Here is a 25244-nt window from a genome sequence, read left to right on the forward strand (position 1 = left end):
GCGGAATGCCTGAGCACACCTTCAAGCTGAACGGCAAGGAAATCACCGTCGAGGCCGAGGACGACGTCCGCCTGCTGTGGGTCATCCGCGACCTGCTCGGCGTCACCGGGCCGAAGTACGGGTGCGGGATCAACGTCTGCAAGGCCTGCACGAGCCACATCAACGGCAAGGCCTTCAACCCCTGCTCGGTCCAGGTCAAGGACGTGGAGCCGAGCGACGAGATCACCACGATCGAGGGCTTGCCGGACACCGTGGGCGAGGAGCTGCACCCGATGCAGGAGTCGTGGCTCGACCACGACGTCGTGCAGTGCGGCTACTGCCAGCCCGGTCAGATCATGGCCGCGGTGGCCAAGGTGAAGCAAGCGCGGGCGAAGGGCCGCGAGATCACCGACGCCGACATCGAGGAGATCCGGAACGTGTGCCGCTGCGGCACCTACTTCCGCATCCGCGAAGCCATCAAGGACGGCGCCACCAGGATGTGACGCGATGTGACGCACCACCACGAAGGGCGCTCCGGCGAACGCGCCGGAGCGCCCTCGCGCGTCCTCGCCCTCACCCAGTCCCAGTTTTAGTCATAACTGAGCGGACATTTCGGACTGGGGTTCCCCCGTGGGTCTGGACACCCTGATTCTGGGCCTGCGGGTCTGGGGAGGAGTGTCTTTTGGTGACGCGGAGGAAGTCGAAGTTTCGGGAGGAGTTCAAGCGGGACGCGGTGGCGTTGGTGGCTGATTCGGGGCGCAGTGTGAATCACGTGGCCCGGGAGCTGGGACTCAACGCCGAGACGTTGCGGGTGTGGGTTAGAAAGGCCCGCATGGACACCGAGGAGCCCGATACGGGCCAGGAGCCGGGCGTGGTGCAACCCAGCGAGGCAGCGAAGGATGTGGAGCTCGCTGAGCTGCGGAAACGGGTGGCCGAGCTGGAAGAGGAACGCGAGATTCTGCGCACGGCAGCCGCGTATTTCGCCAAGGAGATGGGTCGATGACCCTCCGCTACCGGTTCATCTCCGCCCATTCCGGCCGGTGGGCCATCCAGCGGATCTGCACTGTCCTGGGACTCTGGCGGTCGGGCTATTATGCCTGGTTGAAGGCTGAATCGGCCCGGCAATCCAAGGTCGGTGAGGATGAGGCCTTGGTGGCGGAGATCCGCGAGATCCACCACCAACACCACGGCGCTTACGGGGCGCCGAGGATCACGATGGAACTGCGCTCGCGGGGCCGGCTGGTCAACCACAAACGGGTGGAACGGTTGATGGCCGAGCACGGCATCGTGGGCCGTCACCAGCGGAAATACCAGCGCACCACCCGGCCCGACGCTCAAGCGGCCCCGGCACCGGATTTGGTGGGCCGGGAATTCACCGCCACCCGGCTGGATGAGAAGTGGTGCGGCGACATCACTTACCTGCCGTTGGGGCGCGGGTATCTGTATTTGGCCACGGTGATCGACATGTCCTCGCGCAGGCTCGTGGGCTGGTCACTGGCCGATCACATGACCGCCGGGCTGGTCTGCGACGCACTCGAATCCGCCATCGCTACCCGAGGTGGGCGGGTCGACGGGGTGGTGTTCCACAGCGACCGCGGCCGGCAATACACCAGCGCCGAATTCGGACATCTCTGCGACCAACACGGCATCCAACGGTCGATGGGCAGGGTCGGATCCAGCTACGACAACGCCCTGGCCGAATCGTTCTTCGCGACCCTCAAACGCGAACTACTCGCCCCCGGCCGATCGTTCTGGCGCACCGAAACCCAAGCACGACAAGACATATTCCGGTGGATCGCCTACTACAACCACCACCGCAGACACTCCGCCCTCGGCCACCACAGCCCCATCCACCACGAACAACACACCACGACCACTACAGTCGATCTACACGCCGCATAAAAACCCGGTGTCCACCCCCACGGGGGAACCCCAGGACATGATCATGGCTCGGTTTGGACTAAAACTGGGAACTGCCCTGCTCAGCGCTGACCGGAGGCGGGCTCCAGGCGGACGATGACGCCCTTGGAGGTGGGGGTGTTGCTGGTGTCGGCGACGCTGTCGAGCGGGACCAGGACGTTGGTCTCCGGGTAGTAGGCGGCCGCCGACCCGCGCGCGGCCGGGTAGGCGACGACGCGGAAGTCCGTCGCACGCCGCTCGACCCCGTCGTGCCACACGCTGACCAGGTCCACCAGAGCTCGGTCGGCGATGCCGAGCTCCTCCAGATCAGCGGGGTTGACCATCACGACCCGGCGGGCGTTGTGGATGCCGCGGTAGCGGTCGTCGTTGGCGTACGGGATGGTGTTCCACTGGTCGTGCGAGCGCAACGACTGCAACACCAGGTAACCGTCCGGGGCGTCCAGCCACTCGAAGTCGTTGGAGCTGAACACCGCCTTGCCGCTGTCGGTGCGGAAGTCCCCGCTGTTGACGGGGTTCGGCAGCCGGAACCCGGCCGGGTCGGCCACCCGCCGGTTGAAGTCCTCGAAATCCGGTACCACGCGCGAGATCCGGTCGCGGATCGCGTCGTAGTCCCCCTCGAACTCCTCCCACGGGATGCCGTCGTCCTCCCCCAGCACCCGGCGTGCCAGGCGGGAGAGGATCGCGACCTCGCTGAGCAGCGACCCGGACGCCGGTTCGAGCCGGCCGTAGGACGCGTGGACCATGCTCATGGAGTCCTCAACGGTGACGAACTGCTCCACACCTCGCTGCACGTCCCGATCGCTCCGCCCCAAAGTGGGCAGGATGAGCGCGGTTTCGCCGCACACGGTGTGCGAGCGGTTCAGCTTGGTGGAGATGTGCGCGGTGAGCCGGCACTGGCGCATCGCCTTCTCGGTGACCTCGCTGTCGGGCGTCGCCCGGACGAAGTTGCCCGCCACGCCGAGGAAGAACCGCGCGCGGCCGTCGAGCATCGCGCGGATGGAGTCCACCGAGTCCCAGCCGTGCTCCTGCGGCGGCGTGAACCCGAACTCACGCTCGATCGAGTCCAGGAAGGACTGCGGAACCCGCTCCCAGATCCCCATGGTGCGGTCGCCCTGCACGTTGCTGTGGCCGCGCACCGGGCACACCCCGGCACCGGGCTTGCCGATGTTGCCGCGCAGCATCAGGAAGCTGACGATCTCGCGGATGGTGGCGACCCCGTGCTTCTGCTGGGTCAACCCCATCGCCCAGCAGGCGATGACGCTGTTGCTGGCGAGCACCCTGTCGCGGACCTGCTCGATCTCCTCGCGGGTGAGCCCGGTCGCGGCGTGCACGGCGTCCCAGGACAACTCCCGGGCCTGCCGGGCGAACTCCTCGAAACCGGTGGTGTGCGCGCGGATGAACTCGTGGTCCAGGACGGTGCCGGGCGCGGCGTCCTCGGCTTCGAGGAGCAGCAGGTTCAGCGCCTTGAACAGCGCGAGGTCCCCGCCGGGGCGGATCTGCAGGAACTGGTCGGCGATGGTCGTCCCCTTGCCGAGGACGCCGCGGACCTTCTGCGGGTTCTTGAACCGCATCAACCCGGCTTCGGGCAGCGGGTTGACGGCGACGACCTCGCCGCCGTTGTGCTTCGCCCGCTCCAGCGCGGTGAGCATCCGCGGGTGGTTGGTCCCCGGGTTCTGGCCGATGACGAAGATCAGGTCCGAGTGGTGCAGGTCGTCGAGGCTGACGCTGCCCTTGCCGGTTCCCAGCGTCTCCATCATCGCCGAGCCGCTGGACTCGTGGCACATGTTGCTGCAGTCCGGCAGGTTGTTCGTGCCGTAGGCCCGCGCGAAGAGCTGGAGCAGGAACGCCGCTTCGTTGTTGAGCCGACCCGAGGTGTAGAACAGGGCCTCGTTCGGCGAATCGAGCGACCGCAGTTCCTCGGCGAGCAGGTCGAGCGCGTCGTCCCAGCCGATCGGCTCGTAGAAGTCGGAGTCCGATCGCTTGATCACGGGTTCGGTGAGCCGGCCCTGCTGGTTGAGCCAGTAGTCGGACTTCTCGTCCAGTTCGGACACCGAGTGCTGCCGGAAGAACTCGGCGGTGATCCGCTTCGAGGTCGCCTCGTCGTTGACGTGCTTGGCGCCGTTCTCGCAGTACTCGTTCATCGGCCGGTGCTTCGGGTCCGGGTCGGGCCACGCACAGCCGGGGCAGTCGATCCCCTTGCCCTGGTTGAGGTTCAGCAGCGTCAGCGCGGTCCGACGCGGCGAGGTCTGGCTGAGCGAGTACTGCAAGGCGTGCGCGACGGCGGGGGCACCGGTGGCCCACTTCTTCGGCGCGGTCACCTTCAGGTCGTCGCTCGGATCTTCCAACCCACTCATGCTGTGGCCGTTCCCCTGTTCTCTCCCGGCGCACCGATGCGCCCGGATCTCGGCAATCACAGCTAATGCCGACCGCGGAGCGGAGTCAAAGAAGCGACACCTATGGTCCGATAACCAACTCTTCTCAACGCGCCAACCGGCCCGGCCGCACCACCAAACCCCCTGGTGGTGCGGCGAAAGCACGTCGCGTTCAGGCGGCCGGACCGAACTCGGGTGTGCCCCGAATCACTCCTCCACCGGCGGAGGACGAATCCACTTCGAACACCCCGGGTCAGGGCTGCAGCAGGACCGGGAGGGTGCGGGGGGCGTGGACGTGGACGCTCCTGCGGTAGGTGAGGTCGGCCGGGTCGGCGACCACGCGCAGCCTCGGGTAGCGGCGGAACAGGGCGGCCAGGGCGACTTCCCCTTCGAGGCGGACCAGGGCCGCGCCGAGGCAGCGGTGGATCCCGTGGCCGAAGGCCAGGTGGCCCGTGGTGTCGCGATCCGGATCCAGCCGGTCGGGATCCGGATAGCGGTCCGGGTCGCGGTCGGCCGCTCCGGTGGAGAGGGTCACCGATTCTCCCCTGGCGATCTTCACGCCGCCGATCTCCAGGTCCTCGGTGGCGAAGCGCAGAGACGCGTTGAGGGCGGGCGAGAGCCAGCGCAGCAGTTCCTCCACCAGCGGGGACACCTTCGCGGGGTCGGCGAGGCGGGCGCGGGCGGCGTCGTCGTCGACCAGCGCCCGGACGCTGTTGGTGATGAACACCGCCGTGGTCTCGTGACCGGCCATGAGCAGCAGCATGGCCATCGCGACGATCTCCAGGTCGGAGAGCCTGTCGCCCTCGTCGGAAGCGGAGATGAGCGCGGAGAGCAGGGCGTCGTCGGGAGCCGCGCGCTTGGCGGCGACCAGCCCTTCCAGGTAGGTGGCCATCTGCGCCGAGGCGCGGGCGAGCTCCTCGTCCGGGCACTCGTCGATGAGCACCGTGGACAGCCGCGCGAACTCCTCGCGGTCGATCTCCGGGACGCCGAGCAGTTCGCTGATCACCACCATCGGCAGGACGATCGCGTAGCGGGCGACGAGGTCGACCGGCTCGTCCTCGGGGAGCTCCGCCAGCAGTTCCTCGGCGAGGGCTTCCACGCGCGGGCGCAGCCTGGCGATGCGGCGGGCGGTGAACGCCTGGGTGACCAGTGCGCGCAGCCGGGTGTGCTCCGGCGGGTCGAGCGAGGTCAGCATGTGCGACATGGGCGCGGGCAGGCCGGGAGGCGCTGCGGCGCGCTCCTCCTCGGGCAGGCTGGAGCGCCAGTCCTTGGCGAGGCGTTCGTCGGTGAGCCCGGCTCGCACCTCCTCGTAGCGGGTGACCAGCCAGCTCCGGCCGCCCTCGAAGTCGACCTCCTGGACGGGGCAGGTCCGGCGCGCTTCGGCGAACGCCGCGTGCGGGTCCTGCCAGTAGTGCTCGGTGAAGGAGTCCTTCTGCGTCGCACCGGTCATCGGTTTCTCCGTTCCGTGAAGCGCAGATCAGCGCGAGGAGTCGCGGTAGCGACCGAGCGCGCGCAGGGCCATGCCCTGGGCGAGCGCGGGGTTGGTGTAGCGGCTGACGTAGCGGACGTACTCGTTGACGCTCTCCGACGGCCAGCCGCCGCCCGCGTCGCGCCGATCCAGCAGCCAGCTCACACCTGGCCGCACCGAAGCGGGGTCGGTCCCGGCGGCGAGCAGGCCCGAGACGGCCCACCCCGTCTCCTCGACCGTCGGTGGAGCGCCGTGCCCGTCGCCCCACGCACCGTCGTCCTGCCGCGCCCGCTCCAGCCAGGCCGTCGCTCGCCGCGCGGTCTCGTCGTCGGCGCGACCGGCCTTGGCGAAGGTCTCCAGCACGGCCGCGGTGGCCATCGTGTGGTGGCGGTACCAGACGGATTCGAACGCGCCGTCCGGCAGTTGCACCTCGGACAACCAGCGCAGCGCGCGCCGAACCCTGCCGTCGTCGGCCGGGATTCCCGAGTCCAGCAGTGCGTCGACCGCCTGAACCGTGGTCATCGGGCACGGCCCGCTGTTGGCGACCTTGGTGTTGCGCACGCACAGCCCCCACGAGCCGCGCGAGTCCTGCATCCGGGTCAGCCAGCCGACACCCGCGTCGATCGCCTTCGCCTGCTGCTCGCCCGGGAGCCGGCACAGCACCGACAGGATCTCGCTGGTCTCCAGCGTCGAGGGCCACCCCGCGGTCCCGGCCCAGCCCCAGTAGCCGGGCGGACAGCCGAACGCCAGGAACGGGCGGTGCTGCTGCAGCCGCACGAACAGTTCCGCGGAAGCCGTCAGCCGCTGGTCTTGGGCATAACCCGCCTCGGCGAGCCCGCGCACCGCGTACATGGTCCAGGCGGCGTCCAGCGGGCCGGTCTGCCACCAGCCGTCGGGGTGCATCGTCGTGCGGAACCAGCCCACCGCGGCGTTGACGAGGTCGGGAGCCAGTTCGGCGCGAGCCAGCCCGGTGCACACCAGACCCGTCACCCAGGCGTTCTCGCACCACGCTCCGGTCGAACCCTCGTGCTCGTGGACCTGCCGGATCGCCTTGAGCGCGTGGGGTTTCCCCAGCCTGGCCAGCAACCGGTGGAACGGGTTGAGCGGCTTGTGCCGTGCCTGGGCCAGCCCGAGCGCGAAGGCCATCGGGATGCGCAGGTCGAACAGCTTGCGGTGCAGGCCGGGCAGCAGCGCGACTTCCAGCGGGAAGCGGCGCATCTCCTCGTGCCCCAGCCAGCCGACGAAGCCGTAGTACTGCCGGCACCACGACACGACCTCGGGGTGCGGGATCGCGTCCAGGCCGCCGAAGTCGGTCATCCAGCGCTGTCCGGCCGACACCGCCGACGCGCTGCCCTCCGGGTCCACCAGGTGCAGCACCGCCGAGCCGACCGCCGTCGGGCCCGCCTCGCTGTCCAGGCCCGGGACCATCGCCCATCCGCCGTCGGAGTTCTGCGTCCGCCGGAGCCATCCGGCTCCCGCCGCGATGAGGTCGGCGCTGCCGTCGGGGTCGGCGTAGTGCAGCGCCGAGAGAGCACCGACCGTGCCCAGCGTGGAGGTGAGGTTGTCCGCGGAGTAGTCGAAGACACCGTCGGCGCGCTGGGAGAGCAGCAGTGCCTCCGCGCCCTCGCTGATCGCCTGATCGAGGGCGTCGGTGTCGGGCTGCACCGTCGTCATGCGGGGTTCCTCCAGTCCGGCCGCGGGCGTGCGCATCACGACCTGCTCCACAAGGATGCTGCCGATTCTCGCTCCTCGCGGCAGGTCGGATGAGACTCGTTGCCCGCTGGACGCTTTCGGCTGGCCGGACTCTACGCGAGCACCTCGGGTCCCGGCCAGGCATGACCGGCACGGAACCGGATCTTCGTTCACCGCCATCCGGCAAATTCCCGTGCTTCCGTGAAATTCTCGGCACATCCACAGTGAACCGCTTCGGGCACCTGGGGCGGATTCCTCGGCTTTCCCGTATATCCACCAGTTTCGACGTGCATCGGCTCGGATTCGTTGACAACGGCGGCGGTGACGCTCAAGGATCGTGATCGTCAGGCCGTCGGCGACAGATTCCGCTGGTCCATCCCGCCTGATTCCGGTCTTCCACGTCCTGCGTCAAGCCCGATCGCGTGACGTCCAGGCGTGCGCACGTCATGAACGGAGATCAGCCTGTGCCCACCGTCCGGCACCAGTTGTCCCTCAACGAGAACTTCGCGCCACCGCTGCCCGGCGTGCGCGAGGCGATCGTGCACGCCGCCGACCGAGTCAACCTGACTCTCGACGCGATGTCCTCCGGGTTGACCAGCGCGATCGCCGAGCACGTCGGGCTGGACTCGAGCGAGGTCTTCGTCGGCCCCGGGTCGGGTGCGCTGCTGCAGCAGTTCCTCGCGACCTTCGCCGGCGGTGGCGAGATCGTGCACGCCTGGCCGTCGTTCGAGATGTACCCGCTGCTCGTGCGCTGCGCGGGCGCCGAGCCCGTCGCCGTGCCGCTGCGCGATGACGCGCACGACCTCGACGCGATGGCCGATGCGGTCACCGACCGCACGAAGATCGTGCTGCTGTGCAACCCGAACAACCCGACGGGCACCACGTTCCGCGAGGACGAGCTGCGGGCCTTCCTGAGCAGGCTGCCCTCGGGCGTCCGGGTGCTCATCGACGAGGCCTACGCCGACTTCGCCGACCCGTCGGCGATCGCCGACGGCATCCGGCTCGCCGCCGAGGACCCCCGCGTGTCGGTCGTGCGCACCTTCTCCAAGTCCCACGGGCTCCTCGGCCTGCGGGTCGGCTACCTGGTGGCCGACGAAGCCGTGGTCACGGCCCTCACCCCCGGCTCGTACTTCTTCCGGGTCAGCACGGTGGCCCAGGACGCCGCATTGGCCGCGCTCCGCGCCGAGGGCGTGATGCGCAAGCAGTGCGCCGAGGTGGCGGCCGAACGCGACCGGGTGCACGACGGGTTCACCGAGCTCGGCCTCGATGTTCCGCGCAGTCACGGCAACTTCCACTGGCTCCGCTTCGGCGAGGCGAACGACGACTTCGTCCGCCTCTGCGACGAATCCGGCGTGCAGGTGCGGACGCTCGCCGACGGTGCCGGGGTGCGGGTCACGGTCGGATCCGCCGAGGCCAACGACCTCGTGCTGGAGCTGACCCGTCGCTTCCTCAGCGGTGATCGGGCCGGTACCGCTCGGCCGGATAGCGCGTGACATGAGCGACGACAACGGATTCGCTTCGCCGGACTGGGCCGAGCTGCTCGACCGGGAGATGCGCAAGCGGTGGTCGGCGGTCGCCGATCGCACCGAGCAGATGGCCGGTTCCGCTCTGCTGGCACCCGGCAAGATGGTGCGGCCGCTGCTCCTGCTCCATTCCGCCGAGGCCACCGGCGGTGACGGCGCCAAGCTGCTGCCCGCGGCGCTGGCGGTGGAGTACCTGCACGTGGCCACGCTGGTGCACGACGACATCATCGACGACGACCAGTTGCGCCGCGGCAAGCCCACCGTGCACGCCCGCTACGGCATGGCCGACGCGCTGGTCACCGGTGACTTCCTGATCCTGAACGTGGTCACGGCGCTCTCCGAGTGCACGGCCGTCCCGCCCGCGGCCGTGTTCGAAGCGGCCCGGGTGATCGCAAGCGCGGGGGCCGACGTGTGCCGCGGCCAGGTCCGGGAAGCCGAGATGGCGGGCGACCTGACCTGCCCCGTCGCCGACTACCAGGAGATGGCGGCGCTCAAGACCGGTGCGTTGTTCCGCGGCGCCTGCCGCGCCGGGGCGGTCCTGGGCGGTGCCGACGACGAGCACGCCGACGCGGTCACGCGCTACGCCGAGCACCTGGGCGTGGGTTTCCAGATCTTCGACGACCTGCTGCCCTACCTCGGGGATGCCACCGGGAAACCCGCCACCAGCGATGTCGCCAACCTGCGGCCGACCCATCCGGTGCTGCTCGGCTACCAGGCAGCCGGGCAACGCGATCGGCAGCGCTTCGCCGAAGCGCTCTCCGGCCGGCTGCCCGCCGAGGACGCGCACCGGCTGATGCGCGCACTGCTGGTGACCACCGGGGCGCTGGAGCGCAGCAGGCAACGCGCGGCCGAGGAGATCGCGGCTGCCCGCCGGAGCCTCGACGGGCTGCCGGGCGAAGCGGCGGTCGAGCAGATGGTGCGGATCGCCGAGATGGCCATCGACCGGAGCCGGTAGCCGTGGGCGACACCTGGGACCGCGCCCGCCGGAGCCTCTGGGCGCACGTGCAGACCTGCCGCCCGTACACGCTGAGCTACCCGGTGCTGGTGGGCGTCGCGGGCGCCGGGACGACGGGTGCGGCGGGACTGGCCGAGTTCATCGTCGCGGGCGCGGGCACGGCGTTCGGCTGGCTGGCGGCGCACTACCTGGGCGACTACTTCGACCGCGAGCTCGACGCGGTCGCGAAACCGCAGCGGCCGATCCCCTCCGGCCGGCTCGCGCCGGACGTCGCGCTGGCCACCGGCGTCGGATTCGCCACCGCTGCTGCTGTTCTGCTGGCCTGGTCCAACGTCCGGACGCTGCCGTTGGTCGCGCTCGCGCTGTGCGGGGTCGTGGCCTACAGCCGGTTCTGCAAGGCCCGCGGCGTGTCCGGGAACCTGATGCGCGGGCTGATCACGGCCACGGCGTTCCTCATCGGCGCGATGGTCGCGGCACCGCTGCCGGGGTGGCCCGCCCTCGGCTTGTCCCTGGTCTTCCTGCTGCACGACACGGCGTCGAACCTGGTGGGCACGATGCGCGACGTGGACGGCGATCGCGCGGCCGGGTACCGCTCGGTGCCGGTCCAGCGCGGGCAGCGCCACGCCGCCAGGCTCGCGGTGCTCCTCCACGTCTCGGCGCTCGGCATCGCCGCGCTCGGACTGGTGCTGCCGCACCGGCCCGGTTATCCGGTGCTGCTGGTGGTGGCGGCGTGCGCCGGGCTGTTCGCGGTGGTCCCGCTGCTGTGGCTCGCTCCGGCGTTGAGCCAGGCCCGCGCGCTGCGAGCGCACGAGCTGCTGGTCGCCGAACGACTGGTGCTCGCCGCGGCGATCCTCGCCCGCACCGTTCCCGCGTTCGCCGCGCTCGGTCTGCTGATCCCGGTGCTGGTCTTCTCCACCTGGACTCAGGCCGCGATGCGGGCGCGTCACGAACTCGCCGACGAGGAGGTCCTCCCGACATGAGCTCCCCTGCTCCCGAGCACGCGGACGTCGTCATCTGCGGGGCGGGCGTGGCCGGCCTCGCCGCAGCCCACGCGCTCGGCTCGCTGGGCCATCGGGTCGTCGTCGCGGAGAAGCGGCCGACCGTGCCCCGGATCCCCAAGGGCGAGGTCCTGCAGCCCGGCGCGCTGCGGATCCTGGAATCCTGGGGCATCAGCGAGGTGCTGGAATCCCAAGGGGCGGTGCGGCTCTCGTCTCTCGTCGCGGTCGAGTCGCGGGGCCGGATGTCGCTGGACTACACGCAATTGCCCGAGGGGGCGAACTGGCTGCTGTCGGCCGACCACGAGCAGATCCTGACCGCGCTCGCCGAGAACCTGCCCCGCAGCGTGGAAGTTCGCCGGGGCGTCGCCGTGCAGGACGTGGTCCGCGACGACACCGGGCGGATCGCCGGAGTCGCGGTGAAGGGCGCCGGCGAGGTCCGCGCACCGCTGGTCGTGGCTGCCGACGGGCTGTCCTCGCGGCTCCGCAGGGCGGCAGGCATCGCGGCGGACCGGAAGGACTACCCGCACCGGTTGGTCGCTCTCGACGTCCCCGACGTTCCCCGCGTCGCACCGGAGGTGATCGCCTACACCACCGAGCGCGGTCTCCGCATGCGATACCCGTTGCCGGGCAACAGGCTCCGGCTCTACGTGCAGATCCGGCCGGACGACTTCCGCGGGCTCGACGCTGCCGGGATGCTGCGCTGGACGGACTCGCTGATCGCGGAGTTGCCGGAGCTGGAGGAGTTCAGCCACCAGCTGCGGTCGTGCGTGGCGGACCGGCAGACGCTCCCGGTGTCGCACTTCACCGCTTCCGCGATCTCCGCTCCCGGCATCGCGCTCGTCGGCGAATCGGCGCACTCGGTGCACCCGATGGCGGCGCAGGGCATGAACAGCGCCATCTACGACGCGGACGCGCTGAGCAGCAGTCTCGCCGAGCACGCCGACGTGGACGCCGCGCTGGTCGCCTACGAGGCCCGGCGCCTTCCCGAGATCGCCCAGATCGGCAAGATCAGCCACAACGCCTCGCGGATGCTCACCGACCTGTCCTGGGCGGGTCGCGCGATCGGGCGGCGCGCGCTGCGCAACACGGGCGCCAACCAGCGGCTGAGCTTCACCGTCATGCACAACCTCGCCGGGCTCGGACTGCACCCGATGTCGCCGTTCGACCGCCTGTGCCAGCTCGGGCTGCTGCCGGATCCGCGGTCACGGCGCCGGCCTCGATGGGCATGAGGACCGGCGCCGTGCGCTGCTCACGGCTTGCCGCACTCCACCACGACGAGACCGCCGGGCCACGTGCGGGTTTCGGTCACCTTCAAGCCCGCCTCGGCCGCCAGCACCTCGAAGTCCGCCACGCTGCGCTCCTGACCGCCCAGCAGCACCAGCGACTGCAGGTCGAAGGAGGTGTTCTGCTTGGCGTGGTCGTCCCCGGCGAGGACTTCCACGATCACGACGCGGCCGTCACCGGCGGCCTCGGCGCAGCGGCGCAGGATCCGCACGGCGTTCTCGTCGTTCCAGTCGGTGAGCACCCGGGAGACCAGGTAGACGTCCCGGCCTTCCGGGAGCGGGTCGAAGAAGCTCCCCGGCACGAACTCGGCCTTGTCGGTCACTCCCGCCTCGGCGAGGAACCGGTCGGCCTCCGTCGCGACGGCGGGCAGGTCGAGGACCTCGCCCGCCAGGTGCGGGTTGACCCGGACGATCTCCGACAGCAGCGCGCCCTGCCCGCCACCGACGTCGATGACGCTGTTCACCGGCGCCCAGTCGAACTCCGCCGCCAGGACCGGCCCGGTCTGCCAGGCGTAGGCGGCCATCACGTCGCCGAAGAACCGCCGCAGGTCGTCGTTGCGCTGGTAGTCGTCCCAGAACGGCGTGCCGTGCACGGTCTCGTAGGCCGAGGCACCGGTCCGCACGGAGTGCAGCATCCCGCTGAAGGCCATGTCCATCCGCGCGCCCGGACCGTCGAGCACGAGCCAGTCCTTGAGCCACCTGCCGTCCTCGGCCAGCAGCTGGCGCGAGAGCGCCGTGAGCTCGTAGGCCCCCTCGCCGGTCTGCGCGAAGAGACCGATGCGCACCAGGTGTCGCAGCAGCCGTTCGAGGGATTCGCGATGAGCGCCCGTGGCGGTCGCCAGCGACCCGATCTCGGCACCGCCCTCCGCGATCAGCTCCGGCAGCCGGAGGGTCACGGCCGCCCGGATGGCGAAAGGTGTTGCCAGGTCGATGAGACTGGCGAGTTCGAGACTCGTCTCGCGCGATTCCTCGGAATCCATGGCTCTCTGCTTTCTTCGGGATCGAAGACCCGTCCGCCTCCGTGCTTTTCATCCTTACCGACCGCCGAACAGCGCGTCAACGACCGCGTTGAGATCCGCTCCCACCCGACACGAACGGGCGCGAGCTCGCCCGGAAAACGTTGTTCCACAACGAGAACGAGGTGATTCACCATGACGAGCATCGACGTCAGGCCCGCGTCCGGAGCACTGGGCGCGGAGATCCGCGGAGTCGATCTGGAGCAGCTCACCGAGGACTCCTTCGCGCAGCTGCACGCCCTCCTCCTGGAGAACCTGGTGCTGCTGTTCCCGGAGGCCGAGCAGCTCTCGCCGGAGGCGCACAAGACCTTCGGCCGCTTCCTCGGCGAGCTGGAGGTGCACCCGTTCCTGCCCAAGCTGGACGGACACCCGGAGGTCGTGGTCCTGGACTCCGAGCAGGGCGCCAAGGCCGACGTCTGGCACACCGACGTGACCTTCCAGGCGAGCCCGCCGATCGCCTCGGTCCTGCAGATCGTGCAGTGCCCGCCGCGCGGCGGCGACACGATGTGGAGCAACCAGCACCTGGCCTACGAGAACCTCTCCGCACCGCTGCGCGACCTGCTCGACGGGCTCACGGCGATCCACGCCTTCACCCACCCCAACGGGACCGTGTTCGAGGCGGAGCACCCGGTGGTCCGGGCGCACCCGGTGACGGGAAGACGCTCCCTCTACGCCAACCGCATGTTCACCACGCGCATCCCGCAGCTGCGCCGCGCGGAGAGCGACGCCCTGCTGCAGCACCTGTTCGCCTCGTCGGAACGCCCGGAGAACATCTGCCGGTTCAGCTGGACCGAGGGCGCGATCGCCGTGTGGGACAACAGGGCGACCCAGCACTACGCGGTCAACGACTACACCGAACGCCGCATCGGCCGTCGCGTCACCATCCTCGGCGACCACCCGAAGGGCGAAGAACCCCGCTGGCCGCACCTCACCGACGCCACCACGGCAGCCGACTTCCGCGCGAAGTCCTGACCCGGACCACTCCCCGAGCCGCTGCGCTCGGGGAGTGCACCCACTAACGCCAACGGCCGATTGCCCCGGCGAGCGCGGCACCGCTACGCTCGTCGTTCTTCATCTGCCTGAATGCGCAATGTGGGGATTGGGCTTGTGAGCAGAGCACTCGCTTCGGAGAAGGATCATGACAGCGCGCCGGTACTACCGCTGTTCCACGGCGTCGTGCAGGTGCTGGAACTGATCCGAGAACTCTACGGGCGGCGGCACGAACGCTCCCGCGCTCGCCGAACCGGCACCGGCGATCAGCGCGGCCTTCCGATGTTGTGCCTGGTCAGATCACTGGAGCACGAGGCCCTGCTGCCCGCGATCGGCGAACGGCTCAAGGACGCCGAACCGCATCGAGTGCCGCACGCCTACATCCGCCTGGAACCCGCTGCCGCGGACCCGAAGGACGGCGACCGGGCCACGCAGACGCCGCTCCCGCCGCCCGAGGTCGACACGGTCCGCGAGCTGCTCGCCGACATCGCGGAACAGCTGAACGGGCCGCTCAACGCGCAAGCGGGCCGAATGCGCTTCCCCCGGTTCAGCTTGGCGCTGTGGCTGATGCGCCAGGACCTCTCGGGAACCGAGATCCCCAGGCGGGAGGCCGAACTCCGCAAGCGCCTGTGGCGCCGCGACCCCGCGCAGCGGATCGCGGAGCTGATCAACACCAACACGGCCGACGCCCCTGACCGCACGGTCTGGTCCGTCCTCAAGGTGCTCGCGCTCGTGCCGTGGCTGTGGTTCCAGATCAAGCTGCGCTGGCGGCTGCCGTTCCCCGGCGGTTACCGGTGGTTCCGGCGGCAGCGCTACCTCGCGCCCGAAGTCCCGGGGAACTTCCTCGGTTTCGCCGAACGACTCACCGAGAACGAGTGGAACAAGGAGGTTCCCGAGCAGGTCGCGAAGTTCCTGACCAACACGCTGCTGGAGGACCTGCGCCGCTCCTACCGCCGCTTCCCCTGGCGACTGCGCGGCAAGTGGCGCACGACCTACACCACCGTTCTTCTCGACAACGTGACGCGCTCCAACGGTGGCTACGCGCTGCTCAAGCTCGTCAACGACATCCGCAACGAGACCGGCTTGATCGACCCGCTGCTGCTGATCACCACGAGCTCGCTGGTACCGCCGCACGCCGTCGAACCGACCGTGGACAACGTCCTCGACGTGGTGTCCCAGGCGCACGAGGCCAACAAGCAGGGGTACCGCGCGTGGCGGCACAAGCTCGCCGAGGCCAGGCGGGCGCGCAGGGACATGACCTGGTACCTGCCGGTCGAGATCCCCCGGGCCGCGTCCGGAGACGCCGAGAAGAGCGAGATCCGACGTCACCTGGCGGCCGCCGACAAGTACGCGCTGCCCTCACCGCCGTGGTGGTCGCAGCGCGGCGTGCCCGCCACCCTGCTGCTGGCGGTGCTCGGCGCCGGAGCCCTCTCGTACTCGACGTGGTCCGAGGCGCATTGCGGCATACCCTTCCAGCCGCCGTGGCAGTGGGCCGGAGCGTCACCGGACCTCAGCCACGTGCAGACCGCGGGTCAGGAGTGCGTCGGGGTCACCGACGGCACCTTCCTGGAGGCCTTCATCGGCGCGATCCCTCCGGGCCAGACGACACCGACCGCGAAGAGCGTGCACACGCTCCTGTCCGAGCTGGGATCTATCGGCGAGGCCATCGCACAGGAGAACCAGACCGCCCTGGACACCGCTGCAGCCACCGACCGACCGGTCCTCACGCTGGTGTACCTGGGCGACCTGTCCCCGGGAGCGGACGCGTTCAACCTCTCGGCGCAGCACGAAACGCTGGCCGGTATCGCCGTGGCCCAGGCCAACCAGAACGAGGGCAACGACACGCCGCTGGTTCGCGTGCTGATCGCCAACGGCGGAAAGGACATGCAGCATGGCGAGAAGGTCGTGCAGAACCAGATCGCCGCGCTGGCCAAGCAGGACCCGACGATCATCGGCGTGGTCGGCCTGAACTACAGCCGGGACGAGACCTTCAACGCCATCAAGGAGCTCGGGTCGGCAGGCCTGCCGACCGTTGCCTCCACGCTGTCCTACGACGAGGTCCCGACGTTCTCACCTACGTACTTCCAGGTCTCGCCGCCGAACCGAACGCAAGCGGCACGAGCGGTCGAGTTCGCCGCCCAGCGGGGTTTGACCGAGCACGCTCGGATTTACCGCGCCAGCGCCCGGGACCGCTACAGCACGAACCTCGCCGACGACGTAGCCGCCGAGTTCACCGCCAGGAATCCGGGGACGAGCACCGAGTGGCTGGCCGCGAACCCGCACGTGGCCGGTCGTGAAGCGTGCCTGGCCGGCCAGAACGATCTCGTGTACTACGCGGGCCGGGGAGCCGATTTCCGGGTCTTCCTCGACGGTGTCGCGGCGAGTTGCCCGAACGATCCTCCAGTGATCCTCGGTGGCGACGACGTCGCCAGCCACGTTGCCAACCGGGAAGCGCGCAACGCCCAACGCGGCATCCCCTACTACTTCCAGTCCTTCGCGGTCGCCCCGCGCACCCCAGATCCCGACGACTCGCTGACGGACGGGCTGGACCCGGCTGCGCATGACTTCTACTGCAAGCTCAACGTGTTCCTCCTGAAGCTGGACCAGCCCGCGAGCACCGACTCGTGCCCACCCCGGGAAGGCGACCTGTCGCTGGACGGGCACGCCGCGCTCGCCCACGACGCGGCGAGCGTCCTGCTCCGGGCGGCCGATCAGCTCCAGCGAGGTGGGCCGTTCCCGATCACCCCGGGCACCGTGTGGCGGCAGATCAACGCCGACCAGCACAGGGCGGACAAGGACCTGCCGTCCCCGTACCACCTGGTGACCGGCACCATCGACTTCGGCACCGACACCAACAACCGTGTGCCGAAGGACAAGATGGTCTGGACGCTCCAGGTGGGCAAAAAGAACGAGGTCTTACCTCCCTAGGCCCCCGGTCATCCGGTAAGGCGCCCGGACGACCGAAACCCGCGGCGTCACGCGGTGTGGGGGTGGGGAAGTTTTCATGAAAACTTCCCCACCCCCACACTCTGCTCAGCCCCGGCGTTCGACGTACAAGCGGTTGCCCTCAGGGCCGGTCCACTCCACGCGGACGACACCGGCCACCGCCGCGTCGTCCACCCGTGACGGGTCGGCCCAGTACCCGGCGGCCGGGTTGCGGAAGAACGTGGCCCAGACCTGACCGTCCCCGTCGACGAACAGGTTGTTGTGGCCCGCGCCGATCCCGGCGGTCCAGCGCTTCGAGTACGGGCCTTCGAAGTGGTCCGAGACCGCGATGATCGCGTCGTACTGGTGGCGCTCGCCCTCCCGCGTGTAGGCTTGGCGGACCGTGCCGCCGGGACGCGTCTTCTTGTTCCACGCCGCGTGCATGAGGTAGTACTTGCCCTCGTGCTTGAGCACGTGCGCGCCTTCGAGGTACGGCTCGCGGTCGTAGCGCGTTTGCCCGAACTTCGGCAGGTTCGTCTTCTGGACGATGTCCTCCATGTCGTCCTCGAACTCGGCGTAGAGGTCGTTGTGCAGCACCAGCCACGCCTTGTCGCCTTCGGCGTAGATCCCGCCGTCGATGTGGTAGTACACGTTCGGGTCAATCCCGTCGGGTGTGCCGGGATTGAGCTCGCCGAAGGGCTTGTCGAGGTTGCCGCGCACCACGCGGTACGGACCGGCGATTCCGCCTTCGCTCTTGAGCAAGAACGAACCGACCTTGCGCGAGTGGTCACCCATGCACGCGACGATGTACCAGGTGCCGCGGAAGTGGTGCACTTCCGGCGCCCACACGTCGCCCCGCTTCTCGTCGCCTTCGCCCGCGTACCGCTGCCACGGCGCGACCACCGTGCGGTCGGGCTCGTTCTCTCCGACGAACTCGGGTGACCAGACCTTGCCCTTCTCGGCGTCAGGGCGGATCTCGGTGGTGTCCACGAGCTTCCACGGACCGTCGAGGGAATCGGCGATCCAGAGGAAGATGCCGTCGTTCCACGGTGCCGCGCCCGGCCTGCTCGCCACCTTGGTGGTGCCGGTGGCGACGTACACCTCCTGGCCGTCGACGACGAAGCGGTTGACGTAGGTGTCCCGGATCCAGACCCTGCCGAGTTCTTGGTCGCGGGACCGGAGTTCCAGGTCGAGAACCCGGGAGTTGTCGCCCCTGGGTTCCAGGTCCTTGCGGGTGTCGGCGTCGCCGTAGGGCTCCACGGGAGGCCAGTTCGGCGGGTAGTCCTGCTGCGACGACACCCCTGCTCCCCAGCCCGCGGCGGGCAGGAAGGTCGCCATCCCCAGCGCACCGGCGGCCCCCAGCAGCAGGGTCCGGCGGTTCGGGTGCGGGCCGGTTTCGAAGCCGGACATAGGAGTTCTCCTCTTCGTAGCGCACCACACGATGAAATCGACCGACATGCCCCCATCTCGGTCACCTGATCGACATTACCGCCATTTTCCGCGCGCGGTTGGGGATATCGAGGAAATTCGGCGAGTCGGCATCAAAATGGCCAGCGGAGCCCATTCTTTCCGCAGTTCAGAGCGCTTTTCAAGCATGCCGCAACGGCATTGTCGCCACGACCGCCCATCGCCCGGCAGCCACATTCGAACAGGTTGCTCCCGGGTGGCCGAAACCACGGATGAATTCGAGGAATTGTTCCGCGCAGCTCCGGCAGAATTGCTCGCCCGAGTCGATCCCCAGCGGGCGCGGGTCACGACGTTGAGGACGCCTGGTAGTGCTCGACGAGCTCGTTGGCGAGGTCGCGAAGTCGTTCCTCGGCTTCGCGCGGACCGTGCACGGTGATGGCGCTCCCGAACGGAAGGAGCGCGCGGACGTCCTCCAAGGAGGGGAAGGAGATCGTGACCGGCCGGCCGGTATCGGAATGGTCCTGGTCGCCCCAGACGAGATTTCGCCCGAAGATCCGCTGCGCTCGCTCAGCTTGTGACCGGTCGATCGTGGCGACCACTTCGATGCTGTGCTGGTGTTCCCACTGCTCCAGGAGCTCAGCGACGACCGTGGTCAGGGTCTCGGTTTCGCGGGTGCGTCGTCGGTGTCCGAGCTCCGACCACGTCGATATCCGTTCGAGCCGGTACATGCGCGGGACACCCGCGCAGTCGGCCACCAGGTACCAGCTGCCGGCCTTGGCCAGCAGCCCGTACGGGTCGACGACCAGCTCGCGTGCGCTCGACCCGCGCGAGCCGGCGTACTCGATCCGCAGCTGCCGTTCCCGCCGGATGGGACCGACCAGTGACGCCGGCGTGGGACCACCGGCTTTCGGCTGGCGCCACGGACGACTGTCCACGTGCACGACCTCCGCGAGCGAGAGGAGCCCGTCGACCCGACTCGACCGCGTCATCGCGACCTTGGCGAGCGCGCGCTGCCCCTCACCCGAGGCGTTGAGCTCCGATCGCTGCTTCTCGTCGAGCCCGGCCAACGACAGGTGATCACGTTCCCCGGGAGTGAGCCGCGTGAGGTCGAGCCCCACCCCGGGCACCATGGTCACGCCTCCCAGGCGTCCCCGTTGCGCGGTCACGGGGAAACCGGCATCGCGGAGCCAGTTCACATCGCGGGTGATGGTTCGGAGCGAGACCCCGAGCGCCGCGGCGAGCTCCTGCGTGGTCATCGCCTCCCGTGACTCGAGGAGCAAGACCAACGAGAAGAAGCGGTCCGGGGTCATCCTCCCACTCTCCCAGCGAATGCGGACAGGATCCGGCGCACATCGTCCGCATCCTTGGCGATACCGGTTCATCAACGCGGAAGGGACAACCATGACCGCCTCCATCGTGACCATCGTCTACGTGAACGACGCGCCCGCCTCAGCTCGCTTCTACGGCGATCTCCTCGACATGAGCCCGTCGTTCGAGACCCCGGGATACATCGCCTTCGATCTCGGCCCTGGCGCTGATCTCGCGCTGTGGTCCGGCCAGTTCGAGAACCTCTCGTCCGCTGTCCCTCGGACCAGTGAGATCTGCCTCGCCGTCGGTGGTGGACCCGGCCGTCTCGACGAGCTCTTCGAGGAGTGGAAGGCCAAGGGGGTCACGATCCTGCGTGCTCCCAGCGACGCGGGTTTCGGCCGAACCTTCCTGGCAGCGGACCCCGATGGGAACCGAATTCGCGTCGCGCCTCAGGACTGACCTTCGAGGGACACCGGCTCCTGATGCCACGGTGCGCGGTCACGTCCGATCCCTAGCGACTGGTGTGGATGAGGGCGTGGGCGCCCGTGGTCCGCCAGGGCTCGTCACTGGCGTCGAGCGAGGACACCACGTCGACGTCCAGGCCGACCGCGACCTCGGACTTCAGGACGCGGAGCGCGGCCACCGGGCCGGGGAAGTGCGAGACGGCGTCGGCGAACGGCCGGGTCGCCGGCCAGTGCCGGTCCCCGACGAGTCGGCGGTAGTTGAGGTCGCCCTTGAAGATCGTGACGGCCGCCGACTCGAACTCCGCTCGCAGATCGCGCGGCATCTCGCTGAACTCCTTCGGCGCGCAGAAGAACGGATGCGACCGGACCGAGATGTCGCCTGCCCGCAACGCGTTCTGCACGCGGGCGCCGATCTCTCCCGCCTCACCGGGCAGCCCCGCGAGGTGGTTCAGGACCTCCAGGACGTCGGTCGGGGTGGCGTCGGAGACGTAGTAGGGGCCCGGTTTGACGTGCAGCACGACGTGACCAGCGCGTCCTGTGGCGAGCAGCCGGTCGACGAGCACCAGGTCGGCCGCGAGCTCACCGGCCGCGTTGTCGGCGACGAGGTGCACCGCACCCGGTTCCCCGAACAGCGACCAGAACTCCTCCGGCGATCCGCTGATCAGCCCGGACGTGCCGCCGCCCGCGTCGGTGGAGAGCTGGAAGGCCAGGTCCGCCTGGTTCCCCCACACCGCGGCCTGGACCACGGCGGCATCGCGCTCGGCACCGTCGAGGTGCGGGAGCTCGTCGAGCGCCTTCAGCGTTTCGGCGGTGGCGTCGTTGTGCAGCTCAGCGCGTTTCATCGGCGTGAACGGGTCGACTCCCCGCCACGGTCCGGGCGCGAAAAAGCCGGTCACCGCCAGCAGCTTCCGGAAGAAGTAGCTCTCCGCGAACAGGAACGACGTCTCCGCCCACGGCCGTCCGAGCTGGTCGGCGGCCCACTCCGCCCACACCTGGTGGTCCGGCGCGTCGTCGTCGAGGGGTGCGACGTCCCCTTCGGTCGACTCCCGCAGCAGCGCGGACAGCCCGTCCCGCACGTCCGGGCCGAACGGGTGCGCCGAGCAGAGCCGTTCGATCATCACGGGGTGGCGCTCGTGGAACACCCGCCACCCGAACGAGCCCGGCTCACCGATCCCGATCCAAGGCGCCACCACCACGAACCACTCCCCTGTTCCGCCCAGCACGTCGACCCCATGCTCGCACGAAATCCCCACCCGCCCACGACCTGCGCACGGACGGTGGGAGTAGGGCCATGAGCGGCGGTGGCCGAGGGGCGGTTCTGGCCCGAACCGTCCATGATCAACGACCGTTCTACCCGGTCAGTTCAGACCAAAACCGCCCCGGGTCACGCGCCGCGGAGGACCGGGGCGACTTCCGCGGCGAGGAGGTCGATCGAGGCTCGGGCGTCTTCCACCGGCATTCCCGCCCATTCCGTGCGCAGCACGAAGTGGGTGACGCCCAGCTCGTCGCGCCACGGGAGCAGCGCCTCCACGCAGTCCTGCGGGGAGCCGACGATGAAGCGGTCGTCCGCGAGGTCGGTGTAGTCGACCCGGAACGAGTCCTTCCCGGGCAGGGCCTTGTCCTGACCCCAGTCGGCGTAGACCTCGTACTTGCGGGCGAGGTGCGGCCGGGCGAGCTCCAGCGCGCGTGCGCGGGTGGGTGCGCAGTAGATCTCGCGCATGAGCGGCAGCTCTTCGACCGGTCCGCGACCGGCCGCTGCGCGTTCGGCGTGGAAGAGGTCGAGTTGCCTGCGGATGGTGGTGGCGGTGGCGTGCGGGTTGATCAGCCAGGTGTCGGCCAGCCGGGCCGCGCGGCGGACGGCGGCGTCCGCGTTGGCCGCCATCCAGACCGGAGGCCTGGTGCGCGGCAGCGCGGTGGAGCGGACGCCGTCGAGGCGGCACCACGGGTTGTCGGCGTGGACCGGCTGCCCGCTCCAGAGCTCCTCGACGATGCGGAGGTTCTCGGTGAAGCGCTCGACCTTCTGCTCCGGGCGGATGCCGAAGCCCGCGTACTCGACCTCGCGGTACCCGAGCCCGACCCCGAAGATCGACCGCCCGCCGGTGACGGTGTCCAAGCTCGCGAAGTTCTCCGCGGTGTCCACCGGGTTGTGCAGCGCGAGCAGGTGAATCCCGGTGCCGATGCGCATCTCCCCCGCGTCGGCGGCCAGCCGTGCGAGCCACGGCAGCGGCTGGATGTGGGAGAAGCTCTCCGGCAGGTGGTGCTGCCCGGCGAACACCGAGTCCAGACCGCCGTCCCGGGCCGCCCGGACGAGGCTGAGCTGCTCGCTCAGCGCCTCGACCGGGTCCCGGCCCGCTGGTTGCTGATGGGTCAGGAAGACCCCGACCTGCACAGGGCGGTCAACCACGGCAGGCCTCCGCGAAGTCCGATGCGGGAGTGCCGTCACCGAGCGAGAGCACCGCGTCGAGCACCTTCTCCGCGGTGCCGGCCGAAGCCGCCGTGCCGATGGTGTCCCGGAACTTCGCGACGATCTCGTCGTTGCTCAGCGGCCGCTCGTCGTGCCCGCGGTTGACCTGCTCGCGGTGCCGCAGCACCCGGCCGTCGGCCAGCTCGATCTCGACGTGACCCGAATACGCTGCGGGGAAAGCGCTTTCGTCGTCATCGCGAACCTCGACCTTGCCCGCCAGGGCGAGCACGTCCTGGTCCCGCAACGCCTCCTCCTCCAGCTCGGCGAGCGTGAAGCGTCCCCGTTCGAGCGCGGTGGCGACCACGAACGGCAGGCTGAACTTCGCGTCGTACTCGTCGCGCGGCGCCCACTTCGCCTCCAGCGGCTCGCACACGACCTTGCCCGGAACCGGGTGGATCGCGCACCGGATGCGGCTGATCGCGGTGTCACCGATCTCGGGCCGCAGGACGAGCGCGGCGTCGGCGAAGGCGTGGATGAAGTGGCAGATCGGATACGGCTTGACGGCGGTGCGCATCAGCTCCCACGTCTCGCCCCACCCCTCGGTCACCGCGTCGGGACGCACGTCGCGGCCGGTCAGGTGCGTGTTGTAGAGGCCGAACCGGCCTTCGTAGACCTCGTTCGGCCCGGTCCAGCCCGCCTGGGCGAAGCTCGCGGCGGTGAGGCCGGACATCGCCGCCCAGCCCGGGTGCAGGCGCTTCGTCCACGCGCCGTCGGCGAGGAATTCCAGCAGTCCGGCGCTCATCGAACCGACGACGCCTTGCGCCATCGCCAGCCGCTCGGCGTCCAGCCCGGCGACCTTGCCCGCGGCCACCGCCGCACCGAACGCGCCCGCGACCGCGGTCGGGTGGAACCCGACGTCGTGGAAACCGCCGGCGCCACCGATCCCGACCCGCGCCGAGACCTCGACGCCCAGGACGTAGGCCAGCAGCAGCTCCCGGGTGCTGGCGCCCTTCCCGACGGCGGCCGACAACGCCGCGGGCAGCGCGGCCGCCGACACGTGGGTCACAGCGGGGATGTGCGTGTCGTCGAAGTCCATGCCGTGGATGAGCACGCCGTTGAGCACCGCCGCGTCCCGCGCGGTGAGCCGGTCCGGCATGGCCAGCACCGGGTGGTCACCTCGGTCGAAGGCGGTCAGCGCGTCGCGCGCCACGGCCGCGAACGGGTAGCGGGTGGAGGCGAAGGCGAGGCCGACGGCGTCGAGCACGAGGTGCCGGGCCCGCACCAGCACCTCCTCCGGGACGTCGGACATCGTGGCCTTCGCGGCGAATTCGCCAACCTGCCGGGACAGAGTCATCGTCGATCCTCCAGTTCGAGTCACCGCAGCGTCGCCTTGCCCGCTAGCAGGGCCTTGGCGACGACGCCGCGCAGCACGTCGTTGGTGCCCTCGCCGATCGACATCAGCGGGGCGTCCCGGTACAGGCGCTCGACCTCGAACTCCGTCGAGTAGCCGTAGCCGCCGTGGATGCGCATCGCGTCCGTGGCGCACGCCAACGCCTGCTCGGAGGCGAAGATCTTCGCCATGCCCGACTCGGCGTCCATCCGCACGCCGTCGTCCATCCGGGAGGCCGCCCAGTAGGTCATCAGGCGGGCCGACTGCAACCGCACTGCGATCTCGGCGATCCTCAGCTGCACGGCTTGGAACTCGCCGATCGCCTGACCGAAGGCGGTGCGGTCGCGGGCGTAGCCCAGCGCCTCCTCGTAGGCGCGCTGCGCGATGCCGACGCTGCGGGCGGCGATGTTGATCCGCCCGGTCTCCAGCGACGACAGCGCCTGCTGCATGCCCCGGCCCTCCACCCCGCCGAGCAGCTGCGAAGCGGGGACCCGCACGTCGGTCAGGACGACCTCGCAGGACTCGGTGCCCTTGTAGCCGAGCTTGCCGATGTCGCGGGTCACCTCCAGCCCGGGCGTGTCCGCGTCCACCAGCAGGACGCTCATGCCCCGGTGCGCCGGGCTGGCCGCGGGATCGGTCTTGACCAGCACCGGCAGCGGGTCGGCGTGCCGGGCGTTGGTGATCCACATCTTGGTGCCGTTGACGACGTAGTCGTCGCCGTCGCGGCGCGCGGTGGTGCGGATGCCCTGCAGGTCGGTGCCCGCGCCGGGCTCGGTGAGCGCGATGCCGGTGCGCCGCTTCCCCGTCGCGAGTTCCGGCAGGTACGCGGCCTTCTGCTCCTCGGTGCCGTGCCGGGCGAGCATGAAGCAGGACACCGAGTGGCTGCCGAGGATGCCCGCGATGCCCATCCAGCCGCGCGAGATCTCCTCGAAGGCCAGGGCGAACGACACGGTGTCGGCTCCCAGCCCGCCGTGCTCCTCTGGGACGGCCAGGCCGAACAGGCCGAGCTGCTTCATCCCCTCGACGATCTCCGTCGGATAGCGGCCGGAGTGCTCCCAGTCGCGGGCGACCGGCACGATCTCGCGGTCGACGAAGTCGTGCAGCGTGTCGCGGAACAGCCGTTGTTCGTCGTTGAGCTTGAAGTCCACTG

At 69.7% G+C, this 25244-nt stretch carries 18 protein-coding genes and 1 pseudogene; 9 read left to right on the forward strand and 10 right to left on the reverse strand.

What is annotated here, in order from left to right; genetic code table 11:
- Positions 1-5 precede the first annotated feature (5 nt).
- A complete protein-coding gene (locus FHU35_RS02115) occupies positions 6-482 on the forward strand; it encodes a (2Fe-2S)-binding protein (protein WP_145736154.1) in 477 nt (158 codons plus the stop codon).
- A 182-nt stretch (positions 483-664) separates the two neighbouring features.
- Positions 665-1881, forward strand: a pseudogene (locus FHU35_RS02120) (IS3 family transposase).
- 80 nt (positions 1882-1961) lie between these two features.
- Here FHU35_RS02120 and FHU35_RS02125 read toward each other — a convergent pair.
- The 3 genes from FHU35_RS02125 to FHU35_RS02135 form a co-directional block, all read right to left on the reverse strand.
- Positions 1962-4253, reverse strand: a complete 2292-nt coding sequence (locus tag FHU35_RS02125) for an FdhF/YdeP family oxidoreductase (protein ID WP_145736156.1) — start codon at positions 4251-4253, stop codon at positions 1962-1964.
- Positions 4254-4524: 271 nt separating this feature from the next.
- Entirely contained in the window at positions 4525-5721 is a 1197-nt protein-coding gene (locus FHU35_RS02130; RefSeq protein ID WP_145736158.1) for a cytochrome P450 family protein, read from the reverse strand.
- Between the two features lie 27 nt (positions 5722-5748).
- Complete coding sequence (locus FHU35_RS02135; RefSeq protein WP_145736160.1) at positions 5749-7413, reverse strand: prenyltransferase/squalene oxidase repeat-containing protein; 1665 nt, start codon at positions 7411-7413, stop codon at positions 5749-5751.
- Positions 7414-7895: 482 nt separating this feature from the next.
- Here FHU35_RS02135 and FHU35_RS02140 point away from each other — a divergent pair, with 482 nt between their 5' ends.
- The 4 genes from FHU35_RS02140 to FHU35_RS02155 are packed head-to-tail and all read left to right on the forward strand — an operon-like array spanning position 7896 to position 12136.
- Positions 7896-8924, forward strand: a complete 1029-nt coding sequence (locus tag FHU35_RS02140) for an aminotransferase class I/II-fold pyridoxal phosphate-dependent enzyme (RefSeq protein WP_246110021.1) — start codon at positions 7896-7898, stop codon at positions 8922-8924.
- Between the two features lies 1 nt (position 8925).
- A complete protein-coding gene (locus FHU35_RS02145) occupies positions 8926-9909 on the forward strand; it encodes a polyprenyl synthetase family protein (protein WP_145736164.1) in 984 nt (327 codons plus the stop codon).
- A gap of 2 nt (positions 9910-9911) precedes the next feature.
- A complete protein-coding gene (locus FHU35_RS02150; protein WP_246110022.1) occupies positions 9912-10889 on the forward strand; it encodes a UbiA family prenyltransferase in 978 nt (325 codons plus the stop codon).
- A complete protein-coding gene (locus FHU35_RS02155; RefSeq protein WP_145736166.1) occupies positions 10886-12136 on the forward strand; it encodes an FAD-dependent oxidoreductase in 1251 nt (416 codons plus the stop codon). The genes FHU35_RS02150 and FHU35_RS02155 overlap by 4 nt, the downstream gene beginning before the upstream one ends.
- A 20-nt stretch (positions 12137-12156) precedes the next feature.
- Here FHU35_RS02155 and FHU35_RS02160 read toward each other — a convergent pair whose 3' ends face one another.
- On the reverse strand, positions 12157-13170 hold the full coding sequence (locus FHU35_RS02160) for a methyltransferase (RefSeq protein ID WP_145736168.1): 1014 nt from the start codon (positions 13168-13170) through the stop codon (positions 12157-12159).
- A 171-nt stretch (positions 13171-13341) separates the two neighbouring features.
- On the opposite strand from FHU35_RS02160, the gene FHU35_RS02165 reads away from it, so the two are divergent.
- Together FHU35_RS02165 and FHU35_RS02170 are read left to right on the forward strand one after the other, a co-directional pair.
- Positions 13342-14178, forward strand: a complete 837-nt coding sequence (locus FHU35_RS02165) for a TauD/TfdA dioxygenase family protein (protein WP_145736170.1) — start codon at positions 13342-13344, stop codon at positions 14176-14178.
- 135 nt (positions 14179-14313) lie between these two features.
- Positions 14314-17124: a type 1 periplasmic-binding domain-containing protein gene (locus FHU35_RS02170; protein WP_145736172.1), complete on the forward strand. Its 2811-nt coding sequence runs from the start codon at positions 14314-14316 to the stop codon at positions 17122-17124.
- A gap of 105 nt (positions 17125-17229) precedes the next feature.
- On the opposite strand, the gene FHU35_RS02175 is transcribed toward FHU35_RS02170, so the two are convergent.
- Together FHU35_RS02175 and FHU35_RS02180 are read right to left on the reverse strand one after the other, a co-directional pair.
- A complete protein-coding gene (locus FHU35_RS02175; protein ID WP_145736174.1) occupies positions 17230-18531 on the reverse strand; it encodes a family 43 glycosylhydrolase in 1302 nt (433 codons plus the stop codon).
- A 341-nt stretch (positions 18532-18872) separates the two neighbouring features.
- Positions 18873-19952 carry a helix-turn-helix transcriptional regulator gene (locus FHU35_RS02180; RefSeq protein ID WP_342788483.1) on the reverse strand — a complete coding sequence of 360 codons (1080 nt, stop codon included), beginning with the start codon at positions 19950-19952 and terminating at the stop codon, positions 18873-18875.
- On the opposite strand from FHU35_RS02180, the gene FHU35_RS02185 reads away from it, so the two are divergent.
- Positions 19930-20295 (forward strand): VOC family protein, encoded by a 366-nt coding sequence (locus tag FHU35_RS02185; protein WP_145736178.1) that lies wholly within the window; start codon positions 19930-19932, stop codon positions 20293-20295. The genes FHU35_RS02180 and FHU35_RS02185 overlap by 23 nt on opposite strands.
- Positions 20296-20347: 52 nt before the next feature.
- Here FHU35_RS02185 and FHU35_RS02190 read toward each other — a convergent pair whose 3' ends face one another.
- From FHU35_RS02190 to FHU35_RS02205, 4 genes are all read right to left on the reverse strand, one after another.
- Positions 20348-21496 carry a damage-control phosphatase ARMT1 family protein gene (locus tag FHU35_RS02190; RefSeq protein ID WP_222429261.1) on the reverse strand — a complete coding sequence of 383 codons (1149 nt, stop codon included), beginning with the start codon at positions 21494-21496 and terminating at the stop codon, positions 20348-20350.
- Between the two features lie 188 nt (positions 21497-21684).
- Complete coding sequence (locus FHU35_RS02195) at positions 21685-22704, reverse strand: LLM class flavin-dependent oxidoreductase (protein WP_145736180.1); 1020 nt, start codon at positions 22702-22704, stop codon at positions 21685-21687.
- Positions 22697-24058: an MmgE/PrpD family protein gene (locus FHU35_RS02200; protein WP_145736182.1), complete on the reverse strand. Its 1362-nt coding sequence runs from the start codon at positions 24056-24058 to the stop codon at positions 22697-22699. The genes FHU35_RS02195 and FHU35_RS02200 overlap by 8 nt, the downstream gene beginning before the upstream one ends.
- Positions 24059-24078: 20 nt before the next feature.
- Entirely contained in the window at positions 24079-25242 is a 1164-nt protein-coding gene (locus FHU35_RS02205) for an acyl-CoA dehydrogenase family protein (RefSeq protein ID WP_145736184.1), read from the reverse strand.
- Positions 25243-25244: the final 2 nt, after the last annotated feature.

The sequence above is a fragment of the Saccharopolyspora dendranthemae genome, from assembly GCF_007829955.1.
Taxonomy (GTDB): domain Bacteria; phylum Actinomycetota; class Actinomycetes; order Mycobacteriales; family Pseudonocardiaceae; genus Saccharopolyspora; species Saccharopolyspora dendranthemae.